The organism is Rhizobium sp. FG96, from assembly GCF_057808655.1.
In genome coordinates this window covers 153,305-172,767 of sequence record NZ_JBMDIL010000001.1, presented here as the reverse complement: position 1 = coordinate 172,767, position 19,463 = coordinate 153,305, and the positions used below count along the sequence as shown (strand labels likewise).

At 62.0% G+C, this 19,463-nt stretch carries 25 protein-coding genes; 14 read left to right on the top strand and 11 right to left on the bottom strand.

Going from position 1 to position 19,463, the window contains the following annotated elements:
- Positions 1 to 39: 39 nt before the first annotated feature.
- Positions 40 to 624, bottom strand: coding sequence for a LabA-like NYN domain-containing protein (locus ACODR6_RS00910; protein ID WP_489020095.1), 585 nt, complete (start codon positions 622 to 624; stop codon positions 40 to 42).
- Between the two features lie 293 nt (positions 625 to 917).
- Here ACODR6_RS00910 and rpoZ point away from each other — a divergent pair, with 293 nt between their 5' ends.
- From rpoZ to ACODR6_RS00850, 12 genes are all read left to right on the top strand, one after another.
- Positions 918 to 1,322, top strand: a complete 405-nt coding sequence (rpoZ, locus tag ACODR6_RS00905; protein ID WP_112719585.1) for a DNA-directed RNA polymerase subunit omega — start codon at positions 918 to 920, stop codon at positions 1,320 to 1,322.
- A gap of 126 nt (positions 1,323 to 1,448) precedes the next feature.
- Complete coding sequence (locus ACODR6_RS00900) at positions 1,449 to 3,683, top strand: RelA/SpoT family protein (protein ID WP_489020093.1); 2,235 nt, start codon at positions 1,449 to 1,451, stop codon at positions 3,681 to 3,683.
- Between the two features lie 165 nt (positions 3,684 to 3,848).
- A complete protein-coding gene (locus ACODR6_RS00895) occupies positions 3,849 to 3,998 on the top strand; it encodes a DUF3563 family protein (protein WP_112719583.1) in 150 nt (49 codons plus the stop codon).
- Between the two features lie 160 nt (positions 3,999 to 4,158).
- Positions 4,159 to 4,749, top strand: a complete 591-nt coding sequence (locus tag ACODR6_RS00890; protein ID WP_112719582.1) for a DUF2062 domain-containing protein — start codon at positions 4,159 to 4,161, stop codon at positions 4,747 to 4,749.
- Positions 4,750 to 4,774: 25 nt separating this feature from the next.
- Positions 4,775 to 5,179: a holo-ACP synthase gene (acpS, locus tag ACODR6_RS00885; protein WP_489020090.1), complete on the top strand. Its 405-nt coding sequence runs from the start codon at positions 4,775 to 4,777 to the stop codon at positions 5,177 to 5,179.
- 115 nt (positions 5,180 to 5,294) lie between these two features.
- Entirely contained in the window at positions 5,295 to 6,038 is a 744-nt protein-coding gene (gene lepB, locus ACODR6_RS00880) for a signal peptidase I (protein WP_112719580.1), read from the top strand.
- Positions 6,035 to 6,754, top strand: coding sequence for a ribonuclease III (gene rnc, locus ACODR6_RS00875; protein ID WP_112719579.1), 720 nt, complete (start codon positions 6,035 to 6,037; stop codon positions 6,752 to 6,754). Before lepB ends, rnc begins: the two co-directional genes overlap by 4 nt.
- A gap of 7 nt (positions 6,755 to 6,761) precedes the next feature.
- Complete coding sequence (gene era / locus ACODR6_RS00870; RefSeq protein WP_203429197.1) at positions 6,762 to 7,703, top strand: GTPase Era; 942 nt, start codon at positions 6,762 to 6,764, stop codon at positions 7,701 to 7,703.
- Between the two features lie 325 nt (positions 7,704 to 8,028).
- Complete coding sequence (locus ACODR6_RS00865; protein WP_112719577.1) at positions 8,029 to 8,781, top strand: Crp/Fnr family transcriptional regulator; 753 nt, start codon at positions 8,029 to 8,031, stop codon at positions 8,779 to 8,781.
- 227 nt (positions 8,782 to 9,008) lie between these two features.
- Complete coding sequence (locus ACODR6_RS00860; RefSeq protein WP_489020087.1) at positions 9,009 to 9,368, top strand: response regulator; 360 nt, start codon at positions 9,009 to 9,011, stop codon at positions 9,366 to 9,368.
- Between the two features lie 67 nt (positions 9,369 to 9,435).
- Positions 9,436 to 10,230: a DNA repair protein RecO gene (gene recO, locus ACODR6_RS00855; protein ID WP_489020085.1), complete on the top strand. Its 795-nt coding sequence runs from the start codon at positions 9,436 to 9,438 to the stop codon at positions 10,228 to 10,230.
- 106 nt (positions 10,231 to 10,336) lie between these two features.
- On the top strand, positions 10,337 to 11,332 hold the full coding sequence (locus tag ACODR6_RS00850) for an aldo/keto reductase (protein ID WP_489020083.1): 996 nt from the start codon (positions 10,337 to 10,339) through the stop codon (positions 11,330 to 11,332).
- On the opposite strand, the gene ACODR6_RS00845 is transcribed toward ACODR6_RS00850, so the two are convergent.
- Both ACODR6_RS00845 and ACODR6_RS00840 read right to left on the bottom strand, forming a co-directional pair.
- On the bottom strand, positions 11,329 to 12,186 hold the full coding sequence (locus ACODR6_RS00845; RefSeq protein ID WP_489020081.1) for an MOSC domain-containing protein: 858 nt from the start codon (positions 12,184 to 12,186) through the stop codon (positions 11,329 to 11,331). The two genes, ACODR6_RS00850 and ACODR6_RS00845, sit on opposite strands and share 4 nt — an antisense overlap.
- A gap of 9 nt (positions 12,187 to 12,195) precedes the next feature.
- Positions 12,196 to 12,840 (bottom strand): HD domain-containing protein, encoded by a 645-nt coding sequence (locus ACODR6_RS00840; RefSeq protein WP_489020079.1) that lies wholly within the window; start codon positions 12,838 to 12,840, stop codon positions 12,196 to 12,198.
- 265 nt (positions 12,841 to 13,105) lie between these two features.
- Here ACODR6_RS00840 and ACODR6_RS00835 point away from each other — a divergent pair, with 265 nt between their 5' ends.
- Together ACODR6_RS00835 and ACODR6_RS00830 are read left to right on the top strand one after the other, a co-directional pair.
- A complete protein-coding gene (locus tag ACODR6_RS00835; RefSeq protein WP_112719572.1) occupies positions 13,106 to 13,420 on the top strand; it encodes a hypothetical protein in 315 nt (104 codons plus the stop codon).
- A gap of 115 nt (positions 13,421 to 13,535) precedes the next feature.
- A complete protein-coding gene (locus ACODR6_RS00830; RefSeq protein WP_413709166.1) occupies positions 13,536 to 14,051 on the top strand; it encodes a superoxide dismutase family protein in 516 nt (171 codons plus the stop codon).
- 147 nt (positions 14,052 to 14,198) lie between these two features.
- Here the strand turns inward: ACODR6_RS00830 and ACODR6_RS00825 are convergent, their stop codons facing one another.
- The 8 genes from ACODR6_RS00825 to ACODR6_RS00790 form a co-directional block, all read right to left on the bottom strand.
- The gene (locus ACODR6_RS00825; protein WP_489020076.1) at positions 14,199 to 14,774 is read right to left on the bottom strand and encodes a hypothetical protein; all 576 of its coding nucleotides are present in this window, start codon (positions 14,772 to 14,774) and stop codon (positions 14,199 to 14,201) included.
- Positions 14,775 to 14,828: 54 nt separating this feature from the next.
- Entirely contained in the window at positions 14,829 to 15,737 is a 909-nt protein-coding gene (locus tag ACODR6_RS00820; RefSeq protein ID WP_112719570.1) for a mechanosensitive ion channel family protein, read from the bottom strand.
- A gap of 61 nt (positions 15,738 to 15,798) precedes the next feature.
- Positions 15,799 to 16,329, bottom strand: a complete 531-nt coding sequence (locus ACODR6_RS00815) for a tyrosine phosphatase family protein (protein ID WP_489020074.1) — start codon at positions 16,327 to 16,329, stop codon at positions 15,799 to 15,801.
- Positions 16,326 to 16,898, bottom strand: a complete 573-nt coding sequence (locus ACODR6_RS00810) for a YfbR-like 5'-deoxynucleotidase (RefSeq protein WP_112719679.1) — start codon at positions 16,896 to 16,898, stop codon at positions 16,326 to 16,328. Before ACODR6_RS00810 ends, ACODR6_RS00815 begins: the two co-directional genes overlap by 4 nt.
- Before the next feature lie 26 nt (positions 16,899 to 16,924).
- Positions 16,925 to 17,764 (bottom strand): CAF17-like 4Fe-4S cluster assembly/insertion protein YgfZ, encoded by an 840-nt coding sequence (gene ygfZ, locus ACODR6_RS00805; protein WP_489020072.1) that lies wholly within the window; start codon positions 17,762 to 17,764, stop codon positions 16,925 to 16,927.
- Between the two features lie 76 nt (positions 17,765 to 17,840).
- Positions 17,841 to 18,593: a hypothetical protein gene (locus ACODR6_RS00800; protein WP_489020070.1), complete on the bottom strand. Its 753-nt coding sequence runs from the start codon at positions 18,591 to 18,593 to the stop codon at positions 17,841 to 17,843.
- A gap of 15 nt (positions 18,594 to 18,608) precedes the next feature.
- Positions 18,609 to 18,866, bottom strand: a complete 258-nt coding sequence (locus tag ACODR6_RS00795) for a hypothetical protein (protein ID WP_112719678.1) — start codon at positions 18,864 to 18,866, stop codon at positions 18,609 to 18,611.
- Between the two features lie 100 nt (positions 18,867 to 18,966).
- Positions 18,967 to 19,404, bottom strand: a complete 438-nt coding sequence (locus ACODR6_RS00790) for a TIGR02301 family protein (RefSeq protein ID WP_130282856.1) — start codon at positions 19,402 to 19,404, stop codon at positions 18,967 to 18,969.
- Between the last annotated feature and the right edge of the window lie 59 nt (positions 19,405 to 19,463).

Here is a 19,463-nt window from a genome sequence, read left to right as displayed (position 1 = left end):
CCAGGGAATGATGCGGCCGGTTGCAACCGGCCGTCTTGGTCAGTCGTCGCTGTCGACGGCAGCCGTGGTCTCGGCGACCGGCTTCTGCGGACGTTCGGACGGATCGCGGCCGATTTCGGCCTTGAGCGACAGAAGGTCGATGAAATGGTCGGCCTGGCGGCGCAGATCGTCGGCGATCATCGGCGGTTGCGTTGCCATCGTCGAGATGATCGAAACCTTGCGGCCACGGCGCTGCAGCGCTTCCACCAGCGTCGTGAAATCGCCGTCACCGGAGAAGATCACCAGGTGATCGACGGTTTCGGACTGTTCCATCGCGTCTATCGCGAGTTCGATATCCATGTTGCCCTTGATCTTGCGGCGGCCCATGGAGTCGGTGAATTCCTTGGCAGGCTTGGTCACGACCTTGTAGCCGTTATAGTCAAGCCAGTCGATCAGCGGGCGGATCGAGGAATATTCCTGGTCTTCGATCAACGCGGTATAATAGTAGGCACGCAGCAGATAGCCGCGCTTCTGGAAGGCTTTCAGCAGCTTCCGGTAGTCAATATCGAAGCCGAGGCTCTTGGATGCCGCATAGAGGTTGGCGCCATCAATGAAGAGTGCAATTTTTTCCCGTGGGTCGAACATCGCTTGCCAATCCAATTAGAGTAATCCAAATGGGCTCTCGCCAAAATCACATAAAAACAATGACTTGCCTGCCGAGAGGAATAATCCGTAATTTATGAATTATTCATATACAGGAGATTTAGGGCACGATTCGGCATATTCCAAGCAACTATTGGTGGAAATGTCATATTCCCTGTGTGATTTTAACAGGATAGCCCGGAAACTACGGGTCAACGCACGAAAAACTTGAATTCGCCGGGTTTTAATTGTATCGGGCGTGTCAATCCCGAGATCACGACCGCAAAGGACAGGCAATGGCCCGTGTCACAGTAGAAGATTGCATCGACAAAGTTGAGAACCGCTTCGAGCTGGTTCTGCTTGCCAGCCACCGCGCCCGGCTGATTTCCCAGGGTGCCTCGATCACCATCGATCGCGACAACGACAAGAACCCGGTTGTAGCCCTTCGCGAAATCGCCGACGAGACCCTGTCTCCCGACGACCTGAAGGAAGACCTGATCCATTCGCTGCAGAAGCACGTCGAAGTCGACGAGCCCGAGCCCGATCCGGCAAGCCTGATTGCTGCCGGCGGTGTTGCCGCTGCCGATGGCGAAGAGCAGGACGACCTGCCGGAAACCATCACTTTCGACCAGATGTCGGAAGAAGAACTTCTTGCCGGTATCGAAGGCCTCGTGCCGCCGGAAAAGAGCGACGACTACTAAGTCTCGCGGCTTTATTGACGATTACCAATCGTCAATCTTGCGCCTTTATTGCTAGGGCATATTATTGCCAATCTGTGCGCCAATCGTTGATTGGCGCGCTTTTATTTTTATCGGAGTTGTTGCGGCATGATGCGTCAGTATGAGCTCGTGGAGCGGGTGCAGAAATACAAGCCCGATGCCAATGAAGCTCTGCTGAACAAAGCTTATGTCTACGCCATGCAGAAGCACGGCCAGCAGAAGCGGGCCAGCGGCGATCCCTACATCTCCCATCCTCTCGAAGTCGCCGCCATTCTGACCGACATGCATCTCGACGAGTCGACGATCGCAGTCGCCCTGCTGCACGACACGATCGAGGACACGACGGCGACCCGCGCCGAGATCGACGAACTGTTCGGCGAGGATATCGGCCGTCTCGTCGAGGGCCTCACCAAGATCAAGAAGCTCGACCTCGTCACCAAGAAGGCAAAGCAGGCCGAAAACCTGCGCAAGCTGCTGCTCGCCATTTCCGACGACGTGCGTGTGCTGCTCGTCAAGCTCGCCGACCGCCTGCACAACATGCGCACGCTGGACCATATGGCTGCCGACAAGCGCGCCCGTATCTCGGAAGAGACGATGGATATCTACGCGCCGCTCGCCGGCCGCATGGGTATGCAGGACATGCGCGACGAGCTTGAGGAGCTCTCCTTCCGCCATATCAATCCGGAAGCCTACGAGACCGTCACCAAGCGCCTGGAGGAGCTCTCCCAGCGCAATGAAGGCCTCGTCAAGAAGATCGAGACGGAACTGCGCGACCTGCTCGTGGCGAACGGCATGGAGAGCGTCTACGTCAAGGGCCGCCAGAAGAAGCCCTATTCGGTCTTCCGCAAGATGCAGTCGAAGTCGCTCTCCTTCGAGCAGCTCTCCGATGTCTATGGCTTTCGCATCCTCGTCGATGAGATCCCGGCCTGTTACCGGGCGCTCGGTATCGTCCACACCCGCTGGCGCGTCGTGCCCGGCCGCTTCAAGGACTATATCTCGACGCCGAAGCAGAACGACTACCGCTCGCTGCACACCACGATCGTCGGTCCGTCCTCGCAGCGTATCGAGCTGCAGATCCGCACCAAGCGCATGCATGAGATCGCCGAATACGGCATCGCCGCGCACACGCTCTACAAGGACGGTGCGACCAGCCCCGAGGGCGACATCCTCTCGCGCGAATCCAATGCCTATTCCTGGCTGCGCCACACCATCGAGGCGCTGGCCGAGGGCGACAGCCCGGAAGAATTCCTCGAACACACCAAGCTCGAACTCTTCCAGGACCAGGTCTTCTGCTTCACCCCGAAAGGCAAGCTGATCGCGCTGCCGCGTGGGGCGACACCGATCGACTTCGCCTATGCCGTCCACACCAATATCGGCGACACCACGGTCGGCGCCAAGATCAACGGCCGCATCATGCCGCTGGTGACGCGTCTGGCGAATGGCGATGAAGTCGAGATCATCCGCTCCGGCGTGCAGGTGCCGCCGGCCGCCTGGGAAGAGATCGTCGTCACCGGCAAGGCGCGCGCCGCCATCCGCCGCGCCACCCGCATGGCGATCCGCAAGCAATATGCCGGCCTCGGCCACCGCATCCTCGAGCGCACCTTCGACCGCGCCGGCAAGATCTTCTCGCGCGATGCCATGAAGCCCGCGCTTCACCGCCTCGGCCAGAAGGATGTCGAGGACGCCATTGCCGCCGTCGGCCGTGGCGAGATGTCCTCGCTCGACGTGCTGCGCGCCGTCTATCCGGATCACCAGGACGAGCGCGTCACGGTCAAGCCGAGCGGCGATGAAGGCTGGTTCAACGTCCGCAGCGCTTCCGGCATGATCTTCAAGGTGCCGGGCAAGACCAAGGAAGGCGCCGAAGCCGGGTTGCTGGTAGGCGAAGCGGGCGTCGATGCCGTGCCGATCCGCGGCATCTCCAGCAACATCGCCGTGCAGTTCGCACCCACCGGCGCCGTGCCCGGCGATCGCATCGTCGGCATCATGGAGAAGGGGAAGGGGATCACCATCTACCCGATCCAGTCTTCGGCGCTCCAGCACTTCGACGATCAGCCGGACCGCTGGATCGACGTACGCTGGGATCTCGACGAGGCCAACAAGTCTCGCTTCATGGCCCGCATCATGGTCAATGCGCTGAACGAGCCAGGCACCCTTGCAAAAGTGGCGCAGACGGTCGGCGGTCTCGACGTCAATATCCGTGTCCTGAACACGGTGCGCGTTGCCGCCGATTTCACCGAAATGACGCTGGATATCGAGGTCTGGGATCTCCGCCAGCTGAACCAGATGCTCGCCCAGCTCAAGGAACTGGACTGCATTGCGACGGTGCGGCGCCTCTACGACTGAGGCGTCTGCACATTTTATGATCGTTTTGTGACCGAATTTGCACGACGAAAAGGCGAGACATGCGTAATGCGCATGGCTGCACCTGTATTAGAGCGTTGGTAATTGTGCGCTGCAGCACTTATCTTCCGTGTCATCAGAGAATGAACGAAAGAAAGAGGCAACGCTATGTTTGGTCCTATCAAGAAAATCGCCCGCGCTCTTCGCGCTCCGAATGCTCAGGAACGTGAAATGGCCTACCTGAACGGCTCGTACGACCGTATCGATCTTGAGTATCGTCAGCGTCAGGTTGACCGCGGTCTGTTCCGTACCCGTTAATACCGCGTTAATACTTGCGAAGATGTGATGGGGCGCCATGCATTATGTGCGCCCTGTGAGTAGACGCTGAAAAGTGTGACGACAGCAAAGAGCGGCAGGCGGACCCCGTGATTTTTCGCCGCTCTTGTCATGGTGAGGTGCGCTGCACTAAATAGCCGCCATGTTGTTCCGCCGTAGAAAACCTGCAGGATTTCGCGAGAGAATGCGGGAGGCCTTATGGCCCCGCAAAGGCTTTCTGCGTCCCGCGCGCTATCTGAGAATGCGCGTCATGAGATTGACGGCCTCGCCGCATGCTGTTGCGGCGGGCGTGGCCGCCGGTGTGTTCGTGTCCTGGACGCCGTTCATCGGCGTGCATTTCATCATGGCCTTCGTGATCACCTATTTCCTCTCGGGAAACATGGTGGCCGCCGCACTCGGATGCGCCGCCTTCGGAAATCCGCTGACCTATCCCTTCATCTGGGGCATCACCTGGGAAATCGGCCATCTCGTGCTCGCCCGCAAGGATACGCTGGGCGGCCAGTCGATCGATCTCCACGAGATGTTCCACCAGCTGAATTTCACCGAGCTCTGGCGCCCCGTGCTGGAGCCGATGTTGATCGGCGCCATTCCGCCCGGTGCCGTCACCTCGGTTGTGCTTTACGCGCTGACGTTCTACACCGTCAGGGGCTTCCAGTCCCGCCGCCGCGCCCGCCTGATGGAGCGCGCCAAGCTGCGTCTCAGCCATCAGGTGCATGACGTGCCCACCGTCTGACGTTCCGCCCGCAGAAGGACCTTTCATGATCATCGGTATTGGCAGCGACCTCATCGACATCCGCCGCGTAGAAAAGTCGATCGAGCGTTTCGGCGAGCGTTTCACAAACCGCTGCTTCACCGATGTCGAGCGCGCCCGCTCCGACCGCCGCGCGAACCGCGCCGAATCCTACGCCAAGCGCTTTGCCGCCAAGGAAGCCTGCTCCAAGGCGCTCGGCACCGGCATCGCTCAGGGCGTCTTCTGGAAGGACATGGGCGTCGTAAACCTGCCGAGCGGTAAGCCGGCGATGAAGCTGACGGGTGGGGCTGCCGTCATCCTGGAAGCGATGATGCCGGCCGGGCACCGTCCGGTCATTCATTTGACAATAACCGATGATTATCCGCTTGCTCAGGCATTCGTGATCATCGAGGCGCTGCCGGAAGCCGGCTGAGCCGCGGCCTGTCGTCGCTTTTAATGTTCGCGCCATTGCCGCCACCGGCCGAAGCCGCTAGAGAGAAGCAACTATAGAATTGCGCCGCTTCGGCGCCTTTAAGGAATAAGACTGCGTGTCCGAAAAAGCCGATACCAAGCCGAACGCTCTGTGGGAAAACATCAAGGTCATCATCCAGGCATTGCTGCTGGCGATGGTGATCCGCACGGTCTTCTTCCAGCCTTTCACCATCCCGTCCGGCTCGATGATGCCGACGCTCCTGGTTGGTGACTACATCTTCGTCAACAAGTTCGCTTACGGCTATTCGAAATACTCGCTGCCTTTCTCGCCGAACCTGTTCAGCGGCCGTATCTTCGGTAGCGAACCGGCGCGGGGCGATATCGTCGTCTTCCGCTTCCCGCCGAACCCCGAGATCGACTACATCAAGCGCGTCGTCGGTCTCCCGGGCGACAAGATCCAGGTGACGAACGGCGTTCTGCTGATCAACGGCAAGCCGGTTCCGAAGGTCGCCGACGGCACCTTCAATTCCGACTATGCGCAGGATCCGGGCCAGGACGTTCCGGTTTTCCGCGAAACGCTGGATGACGGCAAGACCTACGACACGCTCGACCAGTCGCCGGTTTCCCGTGGTGACAACACCCAGGAATTCGTCGTTCCCGAAGGCCACTACTTCATGATGGGCGACAACCGCGACAATTCGCTGGACAGCCGCTTCGATGTCGGCTTCGTGCCCGCCGAGAACCTCGTTGGCCGCGCCAGCGTCATCTTCTTCTCGCTCGGCAACGACACCTCGTTCCGCGAAATCTGGAAATGGCCGTCCAACATGCGTTGGGACCGTCTCTTCAAGGTTGTTGAATGACGAAGGCTCAGACGCTCTCGGCGGCAGACCGGACCAAGCTTGAAGCCTTGATCGGTCACGAGTTCGCCGAGAAGGAGCGCCTGGACCGCGCCTTGACGCATGCCAGCGCCCGAACGCAGAAGGGCGGCAATTACGAACGTCTCGAATTCCTCGGCGACAGAGTGCTTGGCCTCTGCATCGCCGAGCTGCTTTTCAAGACCTTCGGCACTGCCGCGGAAGGTGAGCTCTCTGTCCGGCTGAACCAGCTGGTCAGCGCAGACACTTGCGCGGCTGTCGCCGACGAGCTCGACCTGCATCTTTTCATCCGCACCGGCGCCGACGTGAAGAAACTCACCGGCAAGCGGATGATGAACGTTCGCGCCGATGTGGTCGAAAGCCTGATCGCCGCGCTCTATCTCGACGGTGGTCTGGAGACCGCCCGCCGCTTCATCCTGAAGTTCTGGGAGAAGCGGGCGGTGCGCGCCGATGGCGCCCGCCGGGATGCCAAGACCGAATTGCAGGAATGGGCCCACGCGAAATTTGGCGTAACGCCCCTATATCGTGTTGAAGAACGCACCGGGCCGGATCATGATCCGCGCTTCACGGTGACGGTGGAAGTGGCCGGTGTCTCCCCGGAAACGGGTATCGACCGCTCCAAGCGCGCAGCCGAACAGGCCGCAGCGACAAGAATGCTCGAACGCGAAGCTATTTGGCAGAAGTCCTCTGCCGGGAATTGACGGAACGATGACCGAAGAAAACGACATGGCGCATGATGGCGCCCAAGAAACGCATGGCCCAACGCATTCCGGCTTCGTCGCCCTGATCGGGCCGACCAATGCCGGCAAGTCGACGCTGGTCAACCGGCTGGTCGGCGCCAAGGTGTCGATCGTCAGCCACAAGGTTCAGACGACGCGCGCCATCGTGCGCGGCATCGCGATCCACAACAACGCACAGATCGTCTTCATGGACACGCCAGGCATCTTCAAGCCGCGCCGCCGGCTCGACCGCGCCATGGTGACGTCGGCCTGGGGCGGCGCCAAGGATGCGGATGTCATCATGCTGCTGATCGACAGCGAGCGCGGTCTGCGTGGCGATGCCGAAGCCATTCTCGAAGGCCTGAAGGATGTGCCGCAGCGCAAGATCCTCGTCCTGAACAAGATCGACCGCGTCAACCGCGAACTGCTGCTGGCGCTGGCCGCCACCGCCAACCAGACCGTCCAGTTCGACCAGACCTTCATGATCTCGGCCGAAAACGGCTCGGGCTGCGACGATGTTATGGACTATCTCGCCAAGACGCTGCCTGAAGGCCCCTGGTACTATCCGGAAGACCAGATCTCCGATCTGCCGATGCGCCAGCTCGCCGCCGAAATCACCCGCGAAAAGCTCTTCCTGCGCTTGCACCAGGAACTTCCCTATTCGTCTCACGTCGAGACCGAGAAGTGGGAAGAGCGCAAGGACGGCTCGGTGCGCATCGAGCAGGTCATCTATGTCGAGCGCGACAGCCAGAAGAAGATTGCGCTTGGCAAGGGTGGCGAAACCATCAAGGCGATCTCGTCCGCATCGCGCCGCGAGCTCTCCGAAATCCTCGAGCAGAACGTTCATCTCTTCCTGTTCGTGAAGGTGCGTGAGAACTGGGGCGACGACCCGGAACGATTCCGCGAGATGGGTCTGGATTTCCCGCGCTGACGGGAGTGGGGCCGGGCAGGACATTTAGTCGGGGCGCTGGCGGCCCCCTCATCCGCCCTTCGGGCACCTTCTCCCCGAGGGGAGAAGGGGAGTGGCCGCAACGTCTCCTATCCCTTCTCCCCAGCGGGGAGAAGGTGGCCCGATAGGGCCGGATGAGGGGGCTCCGGGCGCCTCGGTGGCAAAAATTCTCTCGCCCACCCCTCACGCCATTGTTTTTCAATAAAAAAACCCGGCCGTTCGCGGAACAAAATCCCCGCCGTCGCATTTCCAGCATCGAACGGCGCTGCGGACCGGTGGCTGCCGATTTTTGCGGGCTCGGGCAGGGATGGCAACGGCAAAACCAGCGCATTCGTTCAAGACACCATGCGAGCAATGTCCCTTGCGGCCATTGCCGCATTTCAGGGAGTTCAGCGGTGACGAACTGGATTTCGTCAGCCGTTTCAAGAAGGGCGAGCTTGCCGCCGATGCGGGGGCGACGATCCTCGTCGAGGGTGCCAACAGCGCCCATCTCTTCACCGTGCTCTCCGGCTGGGGCTTTCGCTACAAGACGCTGGAAGACGGCCGCCGCCAGATCCTGAACTATGTGATGCCCGGAGACCTGATCGGCCTGCAGGGCACGATCATGGACGAGATGCAGCATTCGGTCGAGGCGCTGTCACCCGTCTCGCTCTGCGTCTTCGAGCGCGACAAGCTGATGACGCTCTATAACAAGCATGCGTCGCTCGCCTTCGACATCACCTGGATTGCCGCCCAGGAGGAGCGAATCCTCGACGAGCATCTGCTGAGCATCGGCCGCCGCACCGCGCTCGAGCGCGCCGCATATCTCGTCGCCTTCCTCTATGAACGCGGCAAGCGGCTCAACCTGTTCAACGGCAGAAAATTCATCCCGATCACCCAGCAGCACATTGCCGATACGCTCGGCCTGTCGATCGTCCACACCAACAAGACGCTGAAGAAACTGGCCGAGCGCGGACTGATCCGCTGGCAGGAGCGCGGCTGCGAGGTGCTGAACGGCGAGGGCCTCTTGGAGATCGCCGGCTGGGAAGGGCTTGCGGAGGGCCGGCGCCCTTTTATATGAGCGTTTCAACAACTATGTCTTTTTTAAATGCAAATCGGTGATATGGAAAATAAGGTGCGGACATGCCACTTTTCCTCCCGGTTTGCTTTCTATCGAGCAAGTGGGGAAGTTAGGGTGTGGACCGCGAGATTTTGCAATCGCGGCGGCCAAGAGGGGCATCAGAGGTAGAAATGCGGTTTGAGAAGACGGTGCGCGCCGTCAGCGGCGCACAGCGAGGGGCATAAATCATGAACGCAACCCGTGTTCTGGTTCTGGAAGACAGTCTCATCATTGCGATGGAAGCGGAAGATATCCTGCGCGCCGTCGGCCTTGAGACGATCGACATTGCCAACAGCCTGGATCAGGCGATGGAGGCCGTCAGCGCCGAGACCTATGATTTCGCGCTGCTCGACGTCAATCTCGGCGAGTCGATGAGCTTCGGCTTTGCCCGTCATCTCAAGGAACGTTTGATCCCCTTCGGCTTCGTCAGCGGCTATTCCGACACCACGGATTTTCCCGCCGACCTGCAGCAGGTGCCGCTTCTCGTGAAGCCTTTCGACGAAGGCGCCATGCGCGATTTCCTCGCCAAGCTATTCCCGGGCGAATAACGCCATTCAATGACTTTTGCAGGCGGTTGCTCTAAGATCGATTCCTGAAGTTTTTGGGATTTTGCCGATGCAGTGGCAAGGCAATGCAATCGTTCTGGGCGTGAAGCGTCACGGCGAGACAAGCGTCATCGCCGAAGTGATGACGCGTGACCGCGGCCGCCATCTCGGCCTCGTGCGCTCCGGCCGTTCGCGCAGCATGCAGCCGGTGCTGCAGCCGGGCAACGAGGTCGACGTCATCTGGCGCGCCCGCCTCGACGAGCATCTCGGCGAATTCCGCATCGAGCCGCTGCAACTGCGCGCCGCGAGATTGATGGAGAGCGCCACCGCCGTCTACGGCGTGCAGGCGATGGGCGCGCTGCTGCGGCTGCTGCCGGAGCGCGACCCGCATCCGCATCTCTACGATGCGCTCGAAGTCATCCTCGACAATCTCCACAATCCGACCGATGCCGGCGAGCTCTTCGTCCGCTTCGAGCTCGCGGTGCTGAACGACCTCGGCTACGGTATCGATCTGACCGAATGCGCCGCCACGGGGGTGCGTAACGATCTCGCCTATGTCTCGCCGAAATCCGGCCGCGCCGTCTGCCGCGCGGCGGGCAGGCCCTATGCCGACAAGATGCTGGTCCTGCCCACCTTCCTGTCGGAGGAGGGCAATCACGCCGCCGATTACGACAGCCTGCTCGCCGGTTTCCGGCTCACCAGCTTCTTCCTGCACCGCCATGTCTACGAGCCGCGCGGCATCGATGCCGTCTCGGCCCGCGATGGCTTTATCCAGGCGGCCCTGAAGGCGCTCGACCCCTCCCTCAGGGCGCTGCCACCCGGCGCGGCGCATCCCCTCGCGGCAGGCGGCAAGCTGCCGGCCTGAACGGCGGTTTTTCACCCGTGAAAGATATCCTGCAGCCCTGGCGGTTTACCCCGCGCTCGGCGCTGCCTATCTCTGCCTGCAACGGCAGATGATCGAGGAGGATGACATGCTGACGAAACCCGACAATGCGACGACGATCACGCTATGGAACGGCCGCGAGATCCCGCGCCTCGGCATGGGGTGCTGGGCGATCGGCGGTCCCTTCTATGCCGGCGATGTGCCGCTCGGTTGGGGCGAGGTCGATGACGCCGAATCGCTCCGTGCCATCGCGCGCGCCGTCGATCTCGGCATCCGCTTTTTCGATACCGCATCGAATTACGGGGCAGGGCATTCCGAGGAGATCGTCGGCCGTGCCATCGGCAATCGCGACGACATCGTCATCGCCACCAAGTTCGGCCACGCGACCGACGAGAAGACCAGGCAGGCGACCGGCGCCTTTGCCGATCCGGCCTTCATCCGTGCTTCTGCCGAGACTTCGCTCCGCCGCCTGCGCCGCGAGCGGCTAGATCTCCTGCAGTTCCATCTCAACGACTTCCCGCTGGAAGCATCCGATGAGGTCTTCGAGACGCTGGAGCGATTGAAGGCGGAGGGCAAGGTCGACGCTTTCGGCTGGAGCACCGACTACACGGACCGCGCCGCCCGCCATGTCCATCGCAGCGGCTTCGTCTCGATCCAGCATACGATGAATGTCTTCGAGCCGGTACCCGATATGATCGATGTCATCGAGAAGAACGGCTTGATCTCGATCAATCGCGGCCCGCTCGCCATGGGTCTGCTCAGCGGCAAGTTCACGCCGGGCAAGACGGTTGGCGAGAAGGACGTCCGCGGTGCCAGCCTCGACTGGATGGTCTATTTCGAGGATGGCAAGATCGCGCCGGAATTCGCGGCCCGCCTGGAGGCCGTCCGCAATCTGCTGACCGATGGCGGCCGTACGCTCACGCAGGGCGCGCTCGCCTGGCTCTGGGCACGCTCGCCGCGCACGCTGCCGATCCCCGGCTTCCGCACGGTGGCGCAGGTCGAGGAAAATGCCGGTGCGCTGGTGAAAGGGCCGCTGCCCGTAGATGTGATGAAAGAGATCGACCGGGCGCTTGCTGGCCTTTAGGCGCGGTTGCGCACCTTCAGCGGCCAGCCCTCGGTGCGTTCTTCTATCACCTTGACGGTGTCGCCGACGGCGATCTTGCCGCTGCCGCGCGGCGTCACGTTCCAGCCGAAGAGCGGGCCGGGCACGCGCCGGTCCGCCGACATGCGCAGGCGCCCCATGGCGGGCATCGGGTTTGGCACGTCGCGCGAGCCCGTCTGCTGGTCCTGCGTGGTCATGATGCAGCGGGCGCAGGGTTTGACGAGATCGAAGCGGATGCCGTTGATCTCGATCGCCGCCCAGCGATCCTCCGGCCAGGGCTCGTCGATGTCGACGACGATATTCGGACGGAACCGCTCCATGCCGACGGCGCCTTCGCCGTGGGCGGCAAGATCGGCATTCAGCGCCTTCAGCGAACCGGTCGTCGTCACCAGGATCTGATAGCCGTCGGCAAAGGTAACAGGCGTTTCGCCGCCCGCCCATTCGGTGCTGGCGATGCGCTTTGCCTCGCCATCGAAGAACACCAGCTTCACCTCGCGTCCCAGCCATTCGGAGAGGCGCCGATTGCTGTTGTCATCGGCAACGGCGGCGTTCACCGGCTCTTTCCAGACCGACACATCCATGCGCCGGCCAGGCTGCAGCGGCGGCACGGCGATCTCGCCCTTGCCATCCATCAACAGGCGGAAAGCGGACGCTTCCGGGCGCACCTCGATGCGGGCCAGATCCTGCAATTCGCGCTGGGTGATGAAATGCCCCTGAGCATCGGTGATCATCGCCCGGCGATCGCCCGGCAGGCCGAAAGCGTCGATATCGGAGAAGGGGATGGCAATGCCGCGTGCGCTCTTGAGCGGATAGATGAAAAGATCGCTGATGCGCATGCCCGTCTCCTAAATCTCGTCCATGAAATCCGCGAGGAAATCGCGAAGCCGCTTGTCGCGCTCGGCTGCAAGCGCACGGCCTGCTTCCGTCTGGAAGCCGTCAGCCAGTTTGAACAGCTTTGTCTGGAAGTGGTCAATGGCATAGCGCTTGTCGTCGAGCGGGCGCTCCTTGGCATCGGGATCGAAGGGATCGTAAAGTCCCGAGACCATGCGTCCGGCAATGTAGAAACAGCGCGCCGCGCCGACAGCGCCGATCGCGTCCAGCCGGTCGGCATCCTGCAGCATCTTCGCCTCGAGCGTCTCGGGCGTCACATTGGCCGAGAAGCTGTGCGCGGTGATCGCATGAGCGACGGCGGCGATATCCTCTGCCGTCCAGCCCATCTTCTGCAGGATCCCCGATGCCTTCTGGGCGGCGAGCGCCGATGCCTTGGAACGCAGCGGCGAGCTCTTCTCGACGGCGACGCAATCGTGCAGCAGCACGGCGGCTGCCAGGATCCGGGCGTCACCGCCTTCGTTCTTCTGGATACGCATGGCGTTCTTGAAGACGCGCAGCACATGCGCCAGATCATGCGAACCGTCGTCGCCTTCCGTGGCGAATGGAATAAGCTCTGCCGCAAGGCTTTCGAAGGGGGCAAAGGCTTCGGCCTGATGCATTCTCGTCACCGCAATTGTTGGTATCGACGCCCGAGATAAGGCCTCGCGCCGCCAGTTGCAATGAGGCTTTTGGCGAAGGCGAGAAGCCGTGGAAAACGGCGCCCGGGCCACAGGTGAAAACTCTTTGTCAACCTTCCTTAATGCGAAGTTAACAGCTTATTGACCCGACTCACTAAGCACGGTATTCACCGAGTCAGTTTTGATCGTCCAACATTTTGTATTGCGTACAGCCATCACCGGACAGAGACGGTGAACGGAGGTTTGCATGAGCAATGTTTCATCAGTTTCAGACACGGCCTATGCCTATTTGGCAACGCTTTCGCGGCTCGACACCAATGGCGACGGCGTATTGAGCCGTGGCGAGCGTGCTGCCGATGAAAAGCCTGGAATTCTCGCTCAGCTGAGCGAAGACGAACCGCAGTCCGAGCCGCGCTCGACGGCGACCGACAATGTTCTCGCCCTGATGATGGGCCTTCGCGGTGGCGTAAGCGACATGGCGATGAGCGCATCCAACGACGACGGCCTTCCGGATGTTTACCGCAACACCTACGGCCAGTACGATCTCGATATCGCCTCCTGAGGCGCCGGGAATGGCGATTGTACGAAGCCGGTCCTCGTGGCCGGCTTTTGTTTTGCAGGAACCCCTTCCGGCTTGAGACGTTGGACAACGAACAGCCAAGCGGAAGGAAACCCTCATGAAAAAGACAATCGCGCTCGCGGCCTTCGCCTTCGCCGCGGCGGCCTTTGCCGTCAATGCGCAGGACAAGCAGACGGCGACCGCCAATTTCGTCGATGCCAAGGGCAAGGAAACCGGCCGCGCGACGCTGACGGCAGCCGCCAATGGCGGCGTCTTCATCGAGGCCGAGATTGCAGGTCTCCCGGCCAACAAATGGGTCGCCTTCCACGTTCACGAAACCGGCAAGTGCGATCCGGCAACGCACCACGAATCGGCCGGCAAGCACTTCAACCCGACCAAGGCCGAGCACGGCTTCCTGGCGGCCAAGGGCCCGCATGCCGGTGACCTGCCGAACCAGTATGTCGGTCAGGACGGCATTCTGCGCGCCCAGGTCTTCGACAGCATGGTGACGCTTGACGGCAAGGAAGACGGCATCCGCGGCCGGGCGCTGATGATCCATGCCAATTCCGACGACTACCGCAGCCAGCCGGCGGGTGATGCGGGCGAGAGGTTGGCTTGTGGAGTGATTGAGTAGGATGTGCCGGCCGGTGACAGTATTTGACGGGCGGCGTGCGCGGCCCCCTCATCCGCCCTTTGGGCACCTTCTCCCCGCGGGGGAGAAGGGACGTTACCACGAGGGGGCGCCGGGTGCGGTGTTGTGTGTGAGGGCTCGGCCCAAAGCTCAGCTGTAATAATACCGCTCGGCATACCATTCCGTGGATGCCATCGGCTTTTCCTGCGCCACCCAGCGCGCGATGTCGCTTTCCTCCAGCAGGTCGGCGGTCATCTGGTCTTCCAGTCCGACGAAGATCAGATTGGTGTTTTCGCGAAGCCGGGGATCGCGAGCAAATCCCATCTTGCTGTCGCTTGCGGTGTGCAGCAGGTTCATGCGCACGTAGAAGAACTCGGGGTGATAATCCATCTTGCTCGCCTCGTTGAAGGCATGGGCCACCTCGATCACTGATTTCTGCGGGCCGCTATAGGCAGTAATCGCTTCGTTCAGCCCGAAGGTCGCGCCGTAGAGGCCGACGGAGCGGGCGGGGATGATGGTGACCTCGCCATTCGTCAGGTCGATCTGCTGGCCGGAGAAGCCGATGCTGGCGCCATCCAGCGCGCCGCGGAAGAAATAGGAGAACCGGCCGCGGGTGAGATAGATCGCCTGCCAGCGAAACCGGACATACTCCTCCGATTGCGCCGTGAGCCCTTTCACCGTCGTCAGGCATTGGAGGAATGTGTCCCGGTAGTTCGGCAGCGGCATGGTCAATCTCCTTGAGAGATTAACCGGCAGGGAGTCAAAACGTTCCGCCCTGCGTCACTGACGCGTCGTCTGATCCTTGGAGGAGGCGCGGCGGCGGGCCGGTTTCTGCGCTTCCTCCGGCTCGGGTTCCGGAACCGCATTGCCATTGGCGGCGGAGACCGGGATCAGGTGGCCGCCTTCGTCGAAGCTCAGCTTGACGCGTTTGACCATGTCGCGGCTCAGCGCCCACCAGTCACCGGTCTTGGCCCAGTAACGCAGCGTCAGCCCGAGCGTCGCGCCGCCGAGCGTATCGATGAACACGGCCGGCGCCGGCGATTTCAGCACGCGCGAATCCTGTTTGCTGATCGACAGCAGCCGGTCCATCGCCGCGTCGATGTCGTCGGCATAGGCGACCGTTACCTTCAGTTCGTTCTGCCGGGTCGGTTCGCGGCTGTAATTGGTGATCGGCGTGTTCCAGAGGATCGAGTTCGGCGCCAGCCGGTAGAGCCCGTCGCCGGTCTTGAACTCGGTGGCGAAGAGGCCGATCTCGCGCACCGTGCCCGAAATACTGCTGGTCTCGATATATTCGCCGACCCGGAAAGGCCGCAGGATCAACAGCATGATGCCGGCCGCGATATTCTGCAGCGTCCCCTGCAGCGCCAGGCCGATCGCCAGGCCGGCAGCGCCGAGAGCGGCGATGATCGAGGCCGTCTGCACCCCGAACTGGCCGAGCACGGTGATGAAGACGAGGATGAGGAGAGCGTAGCGCAGGACGTTGGTGAAGAAGCGCGCCAGCGTTTCGTCGATGCCCCGCACCCGCGAAATCCCCTCATAGGCCCAGCGGCTGACGAAGCTCGCCATCGCCCATCCGACGATGAGGAGAATGATCGCGCCAAGGATCGAGAAGGAATACTGGACGGCAAGCGCGCTTGCCTGGCTGAGTGCTGTCCGGGTTGCTACGATGACGTCTGTTGCCTGTTCCATGCCTGCTGCCACACCTCGAATTTCCATTGCACTTGGCTAGATGGGGCAGGGTGGGGGAGCGTCAACCGGCTTTTTCGGGCGCGATCGTAAACATGAAAGGCGCATTGCCGTCGGCTTCGGCGCCGCGCCCGATGGCGCGCACGGCATCGACAAGCCTGCCCTTGCGATCGAGCAGCGCATCGCCGATCTCAATGATCCGGGTGTTCGGCGTGGCATAGGGGGAGGCGGCGCGCAACCGCTCCGCAAGCGCCGTCTCATCCTGATCGGGCACCAGCGAAAGGGCTGCGACAAGGGCAGCCGCCGGTGATCGAGACACGCCCATCCAGCAATGAACGAGCAGCGGCGCGCTCTGGTCCCAGGCGGCGGCAAAGTCGATGATCTCGCGCACATGCGCTTCGCCGGGCGCTACCAGATTGCCGGTACCCTTGAAGGCGATGTCGTTCATATGCAGCAGCAGATGGCGGCTGGCGGAAATCACCCCCGGGCGGTGGAACGCCTGCTCCTTGGCCATCAGGCTCACCATCTCGCGGGCGCCGCGGCGCACGGCCATCTCGGCGATGCGGGCAAGCGGCGAGACGACGATCCGCGTCACGGCTTGGCGCTCCTGAGTGCCTCGATCGCCGCAAAGCGATCACAGAACAGCTGCTGCGCCTCGGTGGCCGGCAGCGGCTCGATCAGCAGCATTTCCTTGGTGATGCCGCGCGGCTGGCCGAAGAACTTCTGCGCTTCGACTGAAGTGAAGCCGGCAAGGCAGGTCGCCTCAAAATAGGCGGCAATGGTGTCGGCCTTCTTGATCTTGTCCTTGAGCTCGCGCGAGGCATGCGGCGGCAGGCCGAAGCGCAGGTGCACGGCCGCTTCCAGCCGCTTCTCGACGGTCTTGTAGCCGCCGCCGACGACAGATTTGAACGGCGAGATCATGTCGCCGATCACATATTCCGGGGCGTCATGCAGCAGCGCCATCAGGCAGTCGCTGGCACTCGCCTCGTTGAGGCGGCGGAAGATGTCCTCGACGACAAGGCTGTGCTGCGCAACGGAGAAGGCGTGGTTTCCCGAGGTCTGGCCGTTCCAGCGCGCAACACGGGCAAGACCGTGGGCGATATCGCTGAGCTCGACATCGAGCGGCGAGGGATCGAGAAGATCGAGCCGCCTGCCGGAGAGCATGCGCTGCCAGGCGCGGGGCGGCTTGGTCACGCGCTGGCCTCGTCGGATGTGGACGGGAAGGCAAGGCCGCTCCAGCCGGGCAGGGCGAGCGTGACAGGCACGTCACCGGCAAGCAGCGGCGTTTCCGCAGCCATCGCTTCGCCGGCGCGGTCGATGCGCACGATCGCCAGCCCGCTCTTGCCGCTGACCGTGCCGAGCGTGCCGACCGGCTTGCCGCCTGCGGTGATCTCCGTGCCCGATGCCGGCAGGTGTGTGCCAGCAGAAACCGTCACCACGCGCCGCCGCGCCGTACCGCGATGCTGCATGCGGGATACGACCTCCTGGCCGACATAGCAGCCCTTCTTGAAGGAGAGCCCGCCGTTCAGATCCATCAGCACGTCATGCGGGAATGCGTCCTGCAGCGCGAAGTCGGCGCCCGAGGTGACGACACCATGCGCCGCGCGCAGGCCGTCATAGAGCGAAGCGTCGTCAGTGCCGTGCTTTCCGGCCTGGCGGCGAAGTGTGATGCCCGCCCTGGCAAAGCGGCTGTCGGCAGCGCCATCGGCCGCATCGCTGTCCCAGGAAACGGTCACGCCCTCGGCGTCCACCGGCGCAAGCGTCACGGCGGCGCGCAGCTTGTACATGGTCAGCCGCTTCGTCAGCGCTTCGAACTGCTCGCGCTCGGTCTCGATGACGAAATCCGTGCCATCGCGCCAGATCATGAAATCGAAGAGAATCTTGCCCTGCGGCGTCAGTAGCGCGCCGGGGCGTGCCTCATCCGGCGCCATCGAGACGATATCGGTGGTGATGAGGTTCTGCAGGAAGGACTCGGCGTCAGCGCCACCGATCCTGAGAAGGGCGCGGTGCGGAAGAAAGACGGAGGGCATGGCGAAACCTGTCGCGTTCGTGATCGCTCAGAGTTAAGTCTTCCGCGCCGCCGCTGCAAGCGGCGGGCAGGGGCGATCAATCGCCGGCGGTGAAGAACTTCCACTTGCCGTCGGGCGCAATGCCAAGGCGATAGAAATTGTAGCCGCCGAATTCCTGCATGTCGGAAAGATCGCCTGCGGTGACGATGCGCAGCAGCTCGACGCGCTCCGGCGGCGTCAGCGCCTTCAGGTCCTTCTCGGCAAAATAGGGCCAGACATAGGCCTCATCGGCAGTCCCCGCGCCGACATGCACGAAACCGGTGGAGATGACGTCGAGGATGATCGCCAGGATTTCGTCGCCGTCAGGATCGCCCGAAAGGTCCTTCAGCGTGCCGATCGGATCGTCGGTCGGCTGGCCGACGCTGACCTGCGTCTGCTGTGCGCCGGTGCCCATCAGCGGGCGGAGACGCTCGAGGTCGCCGGAAGCCGCTGCTTCGACGATCTGTTCGCGCATCTTGCGCACGGGCTCGGGAACCTTGGTGATGTCGTAGATCACGTCGACGGGCTTGCCGCTGTCTGATGCGCCGGGCGTCTTGTCGGTGCTCTGCGCCGCATGATCCTTGTTCACCAGCGGATCGGGCATCGGCACGCCGGGCGTCGCCGCCGGCGGTGTCTGCGTCTGCTGGGTGTTCTTCTGGTCGGTCGCCTGCGGATCAGGCTGTCCGGGCGCCTTGTGCAGCTCCGAAAGCGCAAAGGCTGCGGGTGCCGCGAAAATGCCGGCGCCAGCGCATAGAGCAACGAGAAGCGGCGCGATCAGCCACCGCGGGGCCTTGTCCTTACCGGTGTGCATCCGACTCTCTAACTTTTACTGCAGTCTGCGGTTCGGAGAAAACTCGCCAGCAAGCATACGTTCACGCAGCGAATCGAGCAGGGCTTCCGCGCTGTTTTCGCCATGCAGGCGGATCGTTTCGCGAAGGGCGTGAATGATGGCGGTGTCGGCGATGATCTCAGGCTCGATGCCGTCGGCCATGCCGTCAGCCCAAGCTTCGTTGTGGTACTCCAAAGCCGCCTGCATCTTTTCATGGACGATCATGTCGTCGATGTCGTTGAGGCTCGGTTCCATTTTCTTTTCCTCGAACTGCATGCCTTACTGCCTGGTTAACAACTCTATCAGCCTTTTCCCAAAACGACACGCGCGGGAGTGAAAACAGGTTAATTAAACGTCAATTTCCAAACCGCGAAGTAATTTCTGTGGCAAGTGTTGCACCTTCGTTACGGTAGCGCTCTTCTGCCACGATCGCCGATGCGGTGCAATCGGTATAGACGGATGCGAAGGCACGGTATCCACGGTTGAAAGCAGCGGTCAGCTTCTCTTTGCGCTGAGGCTCGTCTTTCGCTTCGGAATCAAGCAGTTGCTGCATGCTGTTGCGCCACTCGTCGCCGCCTGGCGCCTTGCAGAGCGTGCGCAGGTAATGCACCGAACCGATCACTTCCGCAAACCGCAAAAGCTTGTCGTCGTAGGGTACGGCCGCCGGTGGAGGCGGGGGTGCCTCGGGTGCCGCAGGCGCCGCCGCATTCTTGCCCTGTGCCCAGACGGGCGCGCTCATCGCTGCACCGGCGCACAAGAACAGGGACAAAACAACGCGTCGTACGGGAATCATGTGAACAGTTGATACGCAAGCCGTGTCGGGAACAAGGCGCGTGGCGGAGTTTCCACGCC

Bases quoted from the DNA above. Each gene is read 5' to 3' on its own strand.
- ACODR6_RS00830 (WP_413709166.1), top strand. From the start codon at position 13,536: ATGAAAAAGACAATCGCGCTCGCGGCCTTCGCCTTCGCCGCGGCGGCC.
- ACODR6_RS00825 (WP_489020076.1), bottom strand. From the start codon at position 14,774: ATGCCGCTGCCGAACTACCGGGACACATTCCTCCAATGCCTGACGACG.
- ACODR6_RS00795 (WP_112719678.1), bottom strand. From the start codon at position 18,866: ATGGAACCGAGCCTCAACGACATCGACGACATGATCGTCCATGAAAAG.
- ACODR6_RS00840 (WP_489020079.1), bottom strand. From the start codon at position 12,840: ATGCATCAGGCCGAAGCCTTTGCCCCCTTCGAAAGCCTTGCGGCAGAG.
- ACODR6_RS00810 (WP_112719679.1), bottom strand. From the start codon at position 16,898: ATGCTCTCCGGCAGGCGGCTCGATCTTCTCGATCCCTCGCCGCTCGAT.
- ACODR6_RS00860 (WP_489020087.1), top strand. From the start codon at position 9,009: ATGAACGCAACCCGTGTTCTGGTTCTGGAAGACAGTCTCATCATTGCG.
- ACODR6_RS00800 (WP_489020070.1), bottom strand. From the start codon at position 18,593: ATGCACACCGGTAAGGACAAGGCCCCGCGGTGGCTGATCGCGCCGCTT.
- ACODR6_RS00865 (WP_112719577.1), top strand. From the start codon at position 8,029: ATGGCAACGGCAAAACCAGCGCATTCGTTCAAGACACCATGCGAGCAA.
- ACODR6_RS00845 (WP_489020081.1), bottom strand. From the start codon at position 12,186: ATGCGCATCAGCGATCTTTTCATCTATCCGCTCAAGAGCGCACGCGGC.
- acpS (WP_489020090.1), top strand. From the start codon at position 4,775: ATGATCATCGGTATTGGCAGCGACCTCATCGACATCCGCCGCGTAGAA.
- recO (WP_489020085.1), top strand. From the start codon at position 9,436: ATGCAGTGGCAAGGCAATGCAATCGTTCTGGGCGTGAAGCGTCACGGC.
- ACODR6_RS00900 (WP_489020093.1), top strand. From the start codon at position 1,449: ATGATGCGTCAGTATGAGCTCGTGGAGCGGGTGCAGAAATACAAGCCC.
- rpoZ (WP_112719585.1), top strand. From the start codon at position 918: ATGGCCCGTGTCACAGTAGAAGATTGCATCGACAAAGTTGAGAACCGC.
- ACODR6_RS00890 (WP_112719582.1), top strand. From the start codon at position 4,159: ATGTTGTTCCGCCGTAGAAAACCTGCAGGATTTCGCGAGAGAATGCGG.
- ACODR6_RS00790 (WP_130282856.1), bottom strand. From the start codon at position 19,404: ATGATTCCCGTACGACGCGTTGTTTTGTCCCTGTTCTTGTGCGCCGGT.
- ACODR6_RS00820 (WP_112719570.1), bottom strand. From the start codon at position 15,737: ATGGAACAGGCAACAGACGTCATCGTAGCAACCCGGACAGCACTCAGC.
- ACODR6_RS00895 (WP_112719583.1), top strand. From the start codon at position 3,849: ATGTTTGGTCCTATCAAGAAAATCGCCCGCGCTCTTCGCGCTCCGAAT.
- era (WP_203429197.1), top strand. From the start codon at position 6,762: ATGACCGAAGAAAACGACATGGCGCATGATGGCGCCCAAGAAACGCAT.
- ACODR6_RS00910 (WP_489020095.1), bottom strand. From the start codon at position 624: ATGTTCGACCCACGGGAAAAAATTGCACTCTTCATTGATGGCGCCAAC.
- ygfZ (WP_489020072.1), bottom strand. From the start codon at position 17,764: ATGCCCTCCGTCTTTCTTCCGCACCGCGCCCTTCTCAGGATCGGTGGC.
- ACODR6_RS00850 (WP_489020083.1), top strand. From the start codon at position 10,337: ATGCTGACGAAACCCGACAATGCGACGACGATCACGCTATGGAACGGC.
- ACODR6_RS00835 (WP_112719572.1), top strand. From the start codon at position 13,106: ATGAGCAATGTTTCATCAGTTTCAGACACGGCCTATGCCTATTTGGCA.
- rnc (WP_112719579.1), top strand. From the start codon at position 6,035: ATGACGAAGGCTCAGACGCTCTCGGCGGCAGACCGGACCAAGCTTGAA.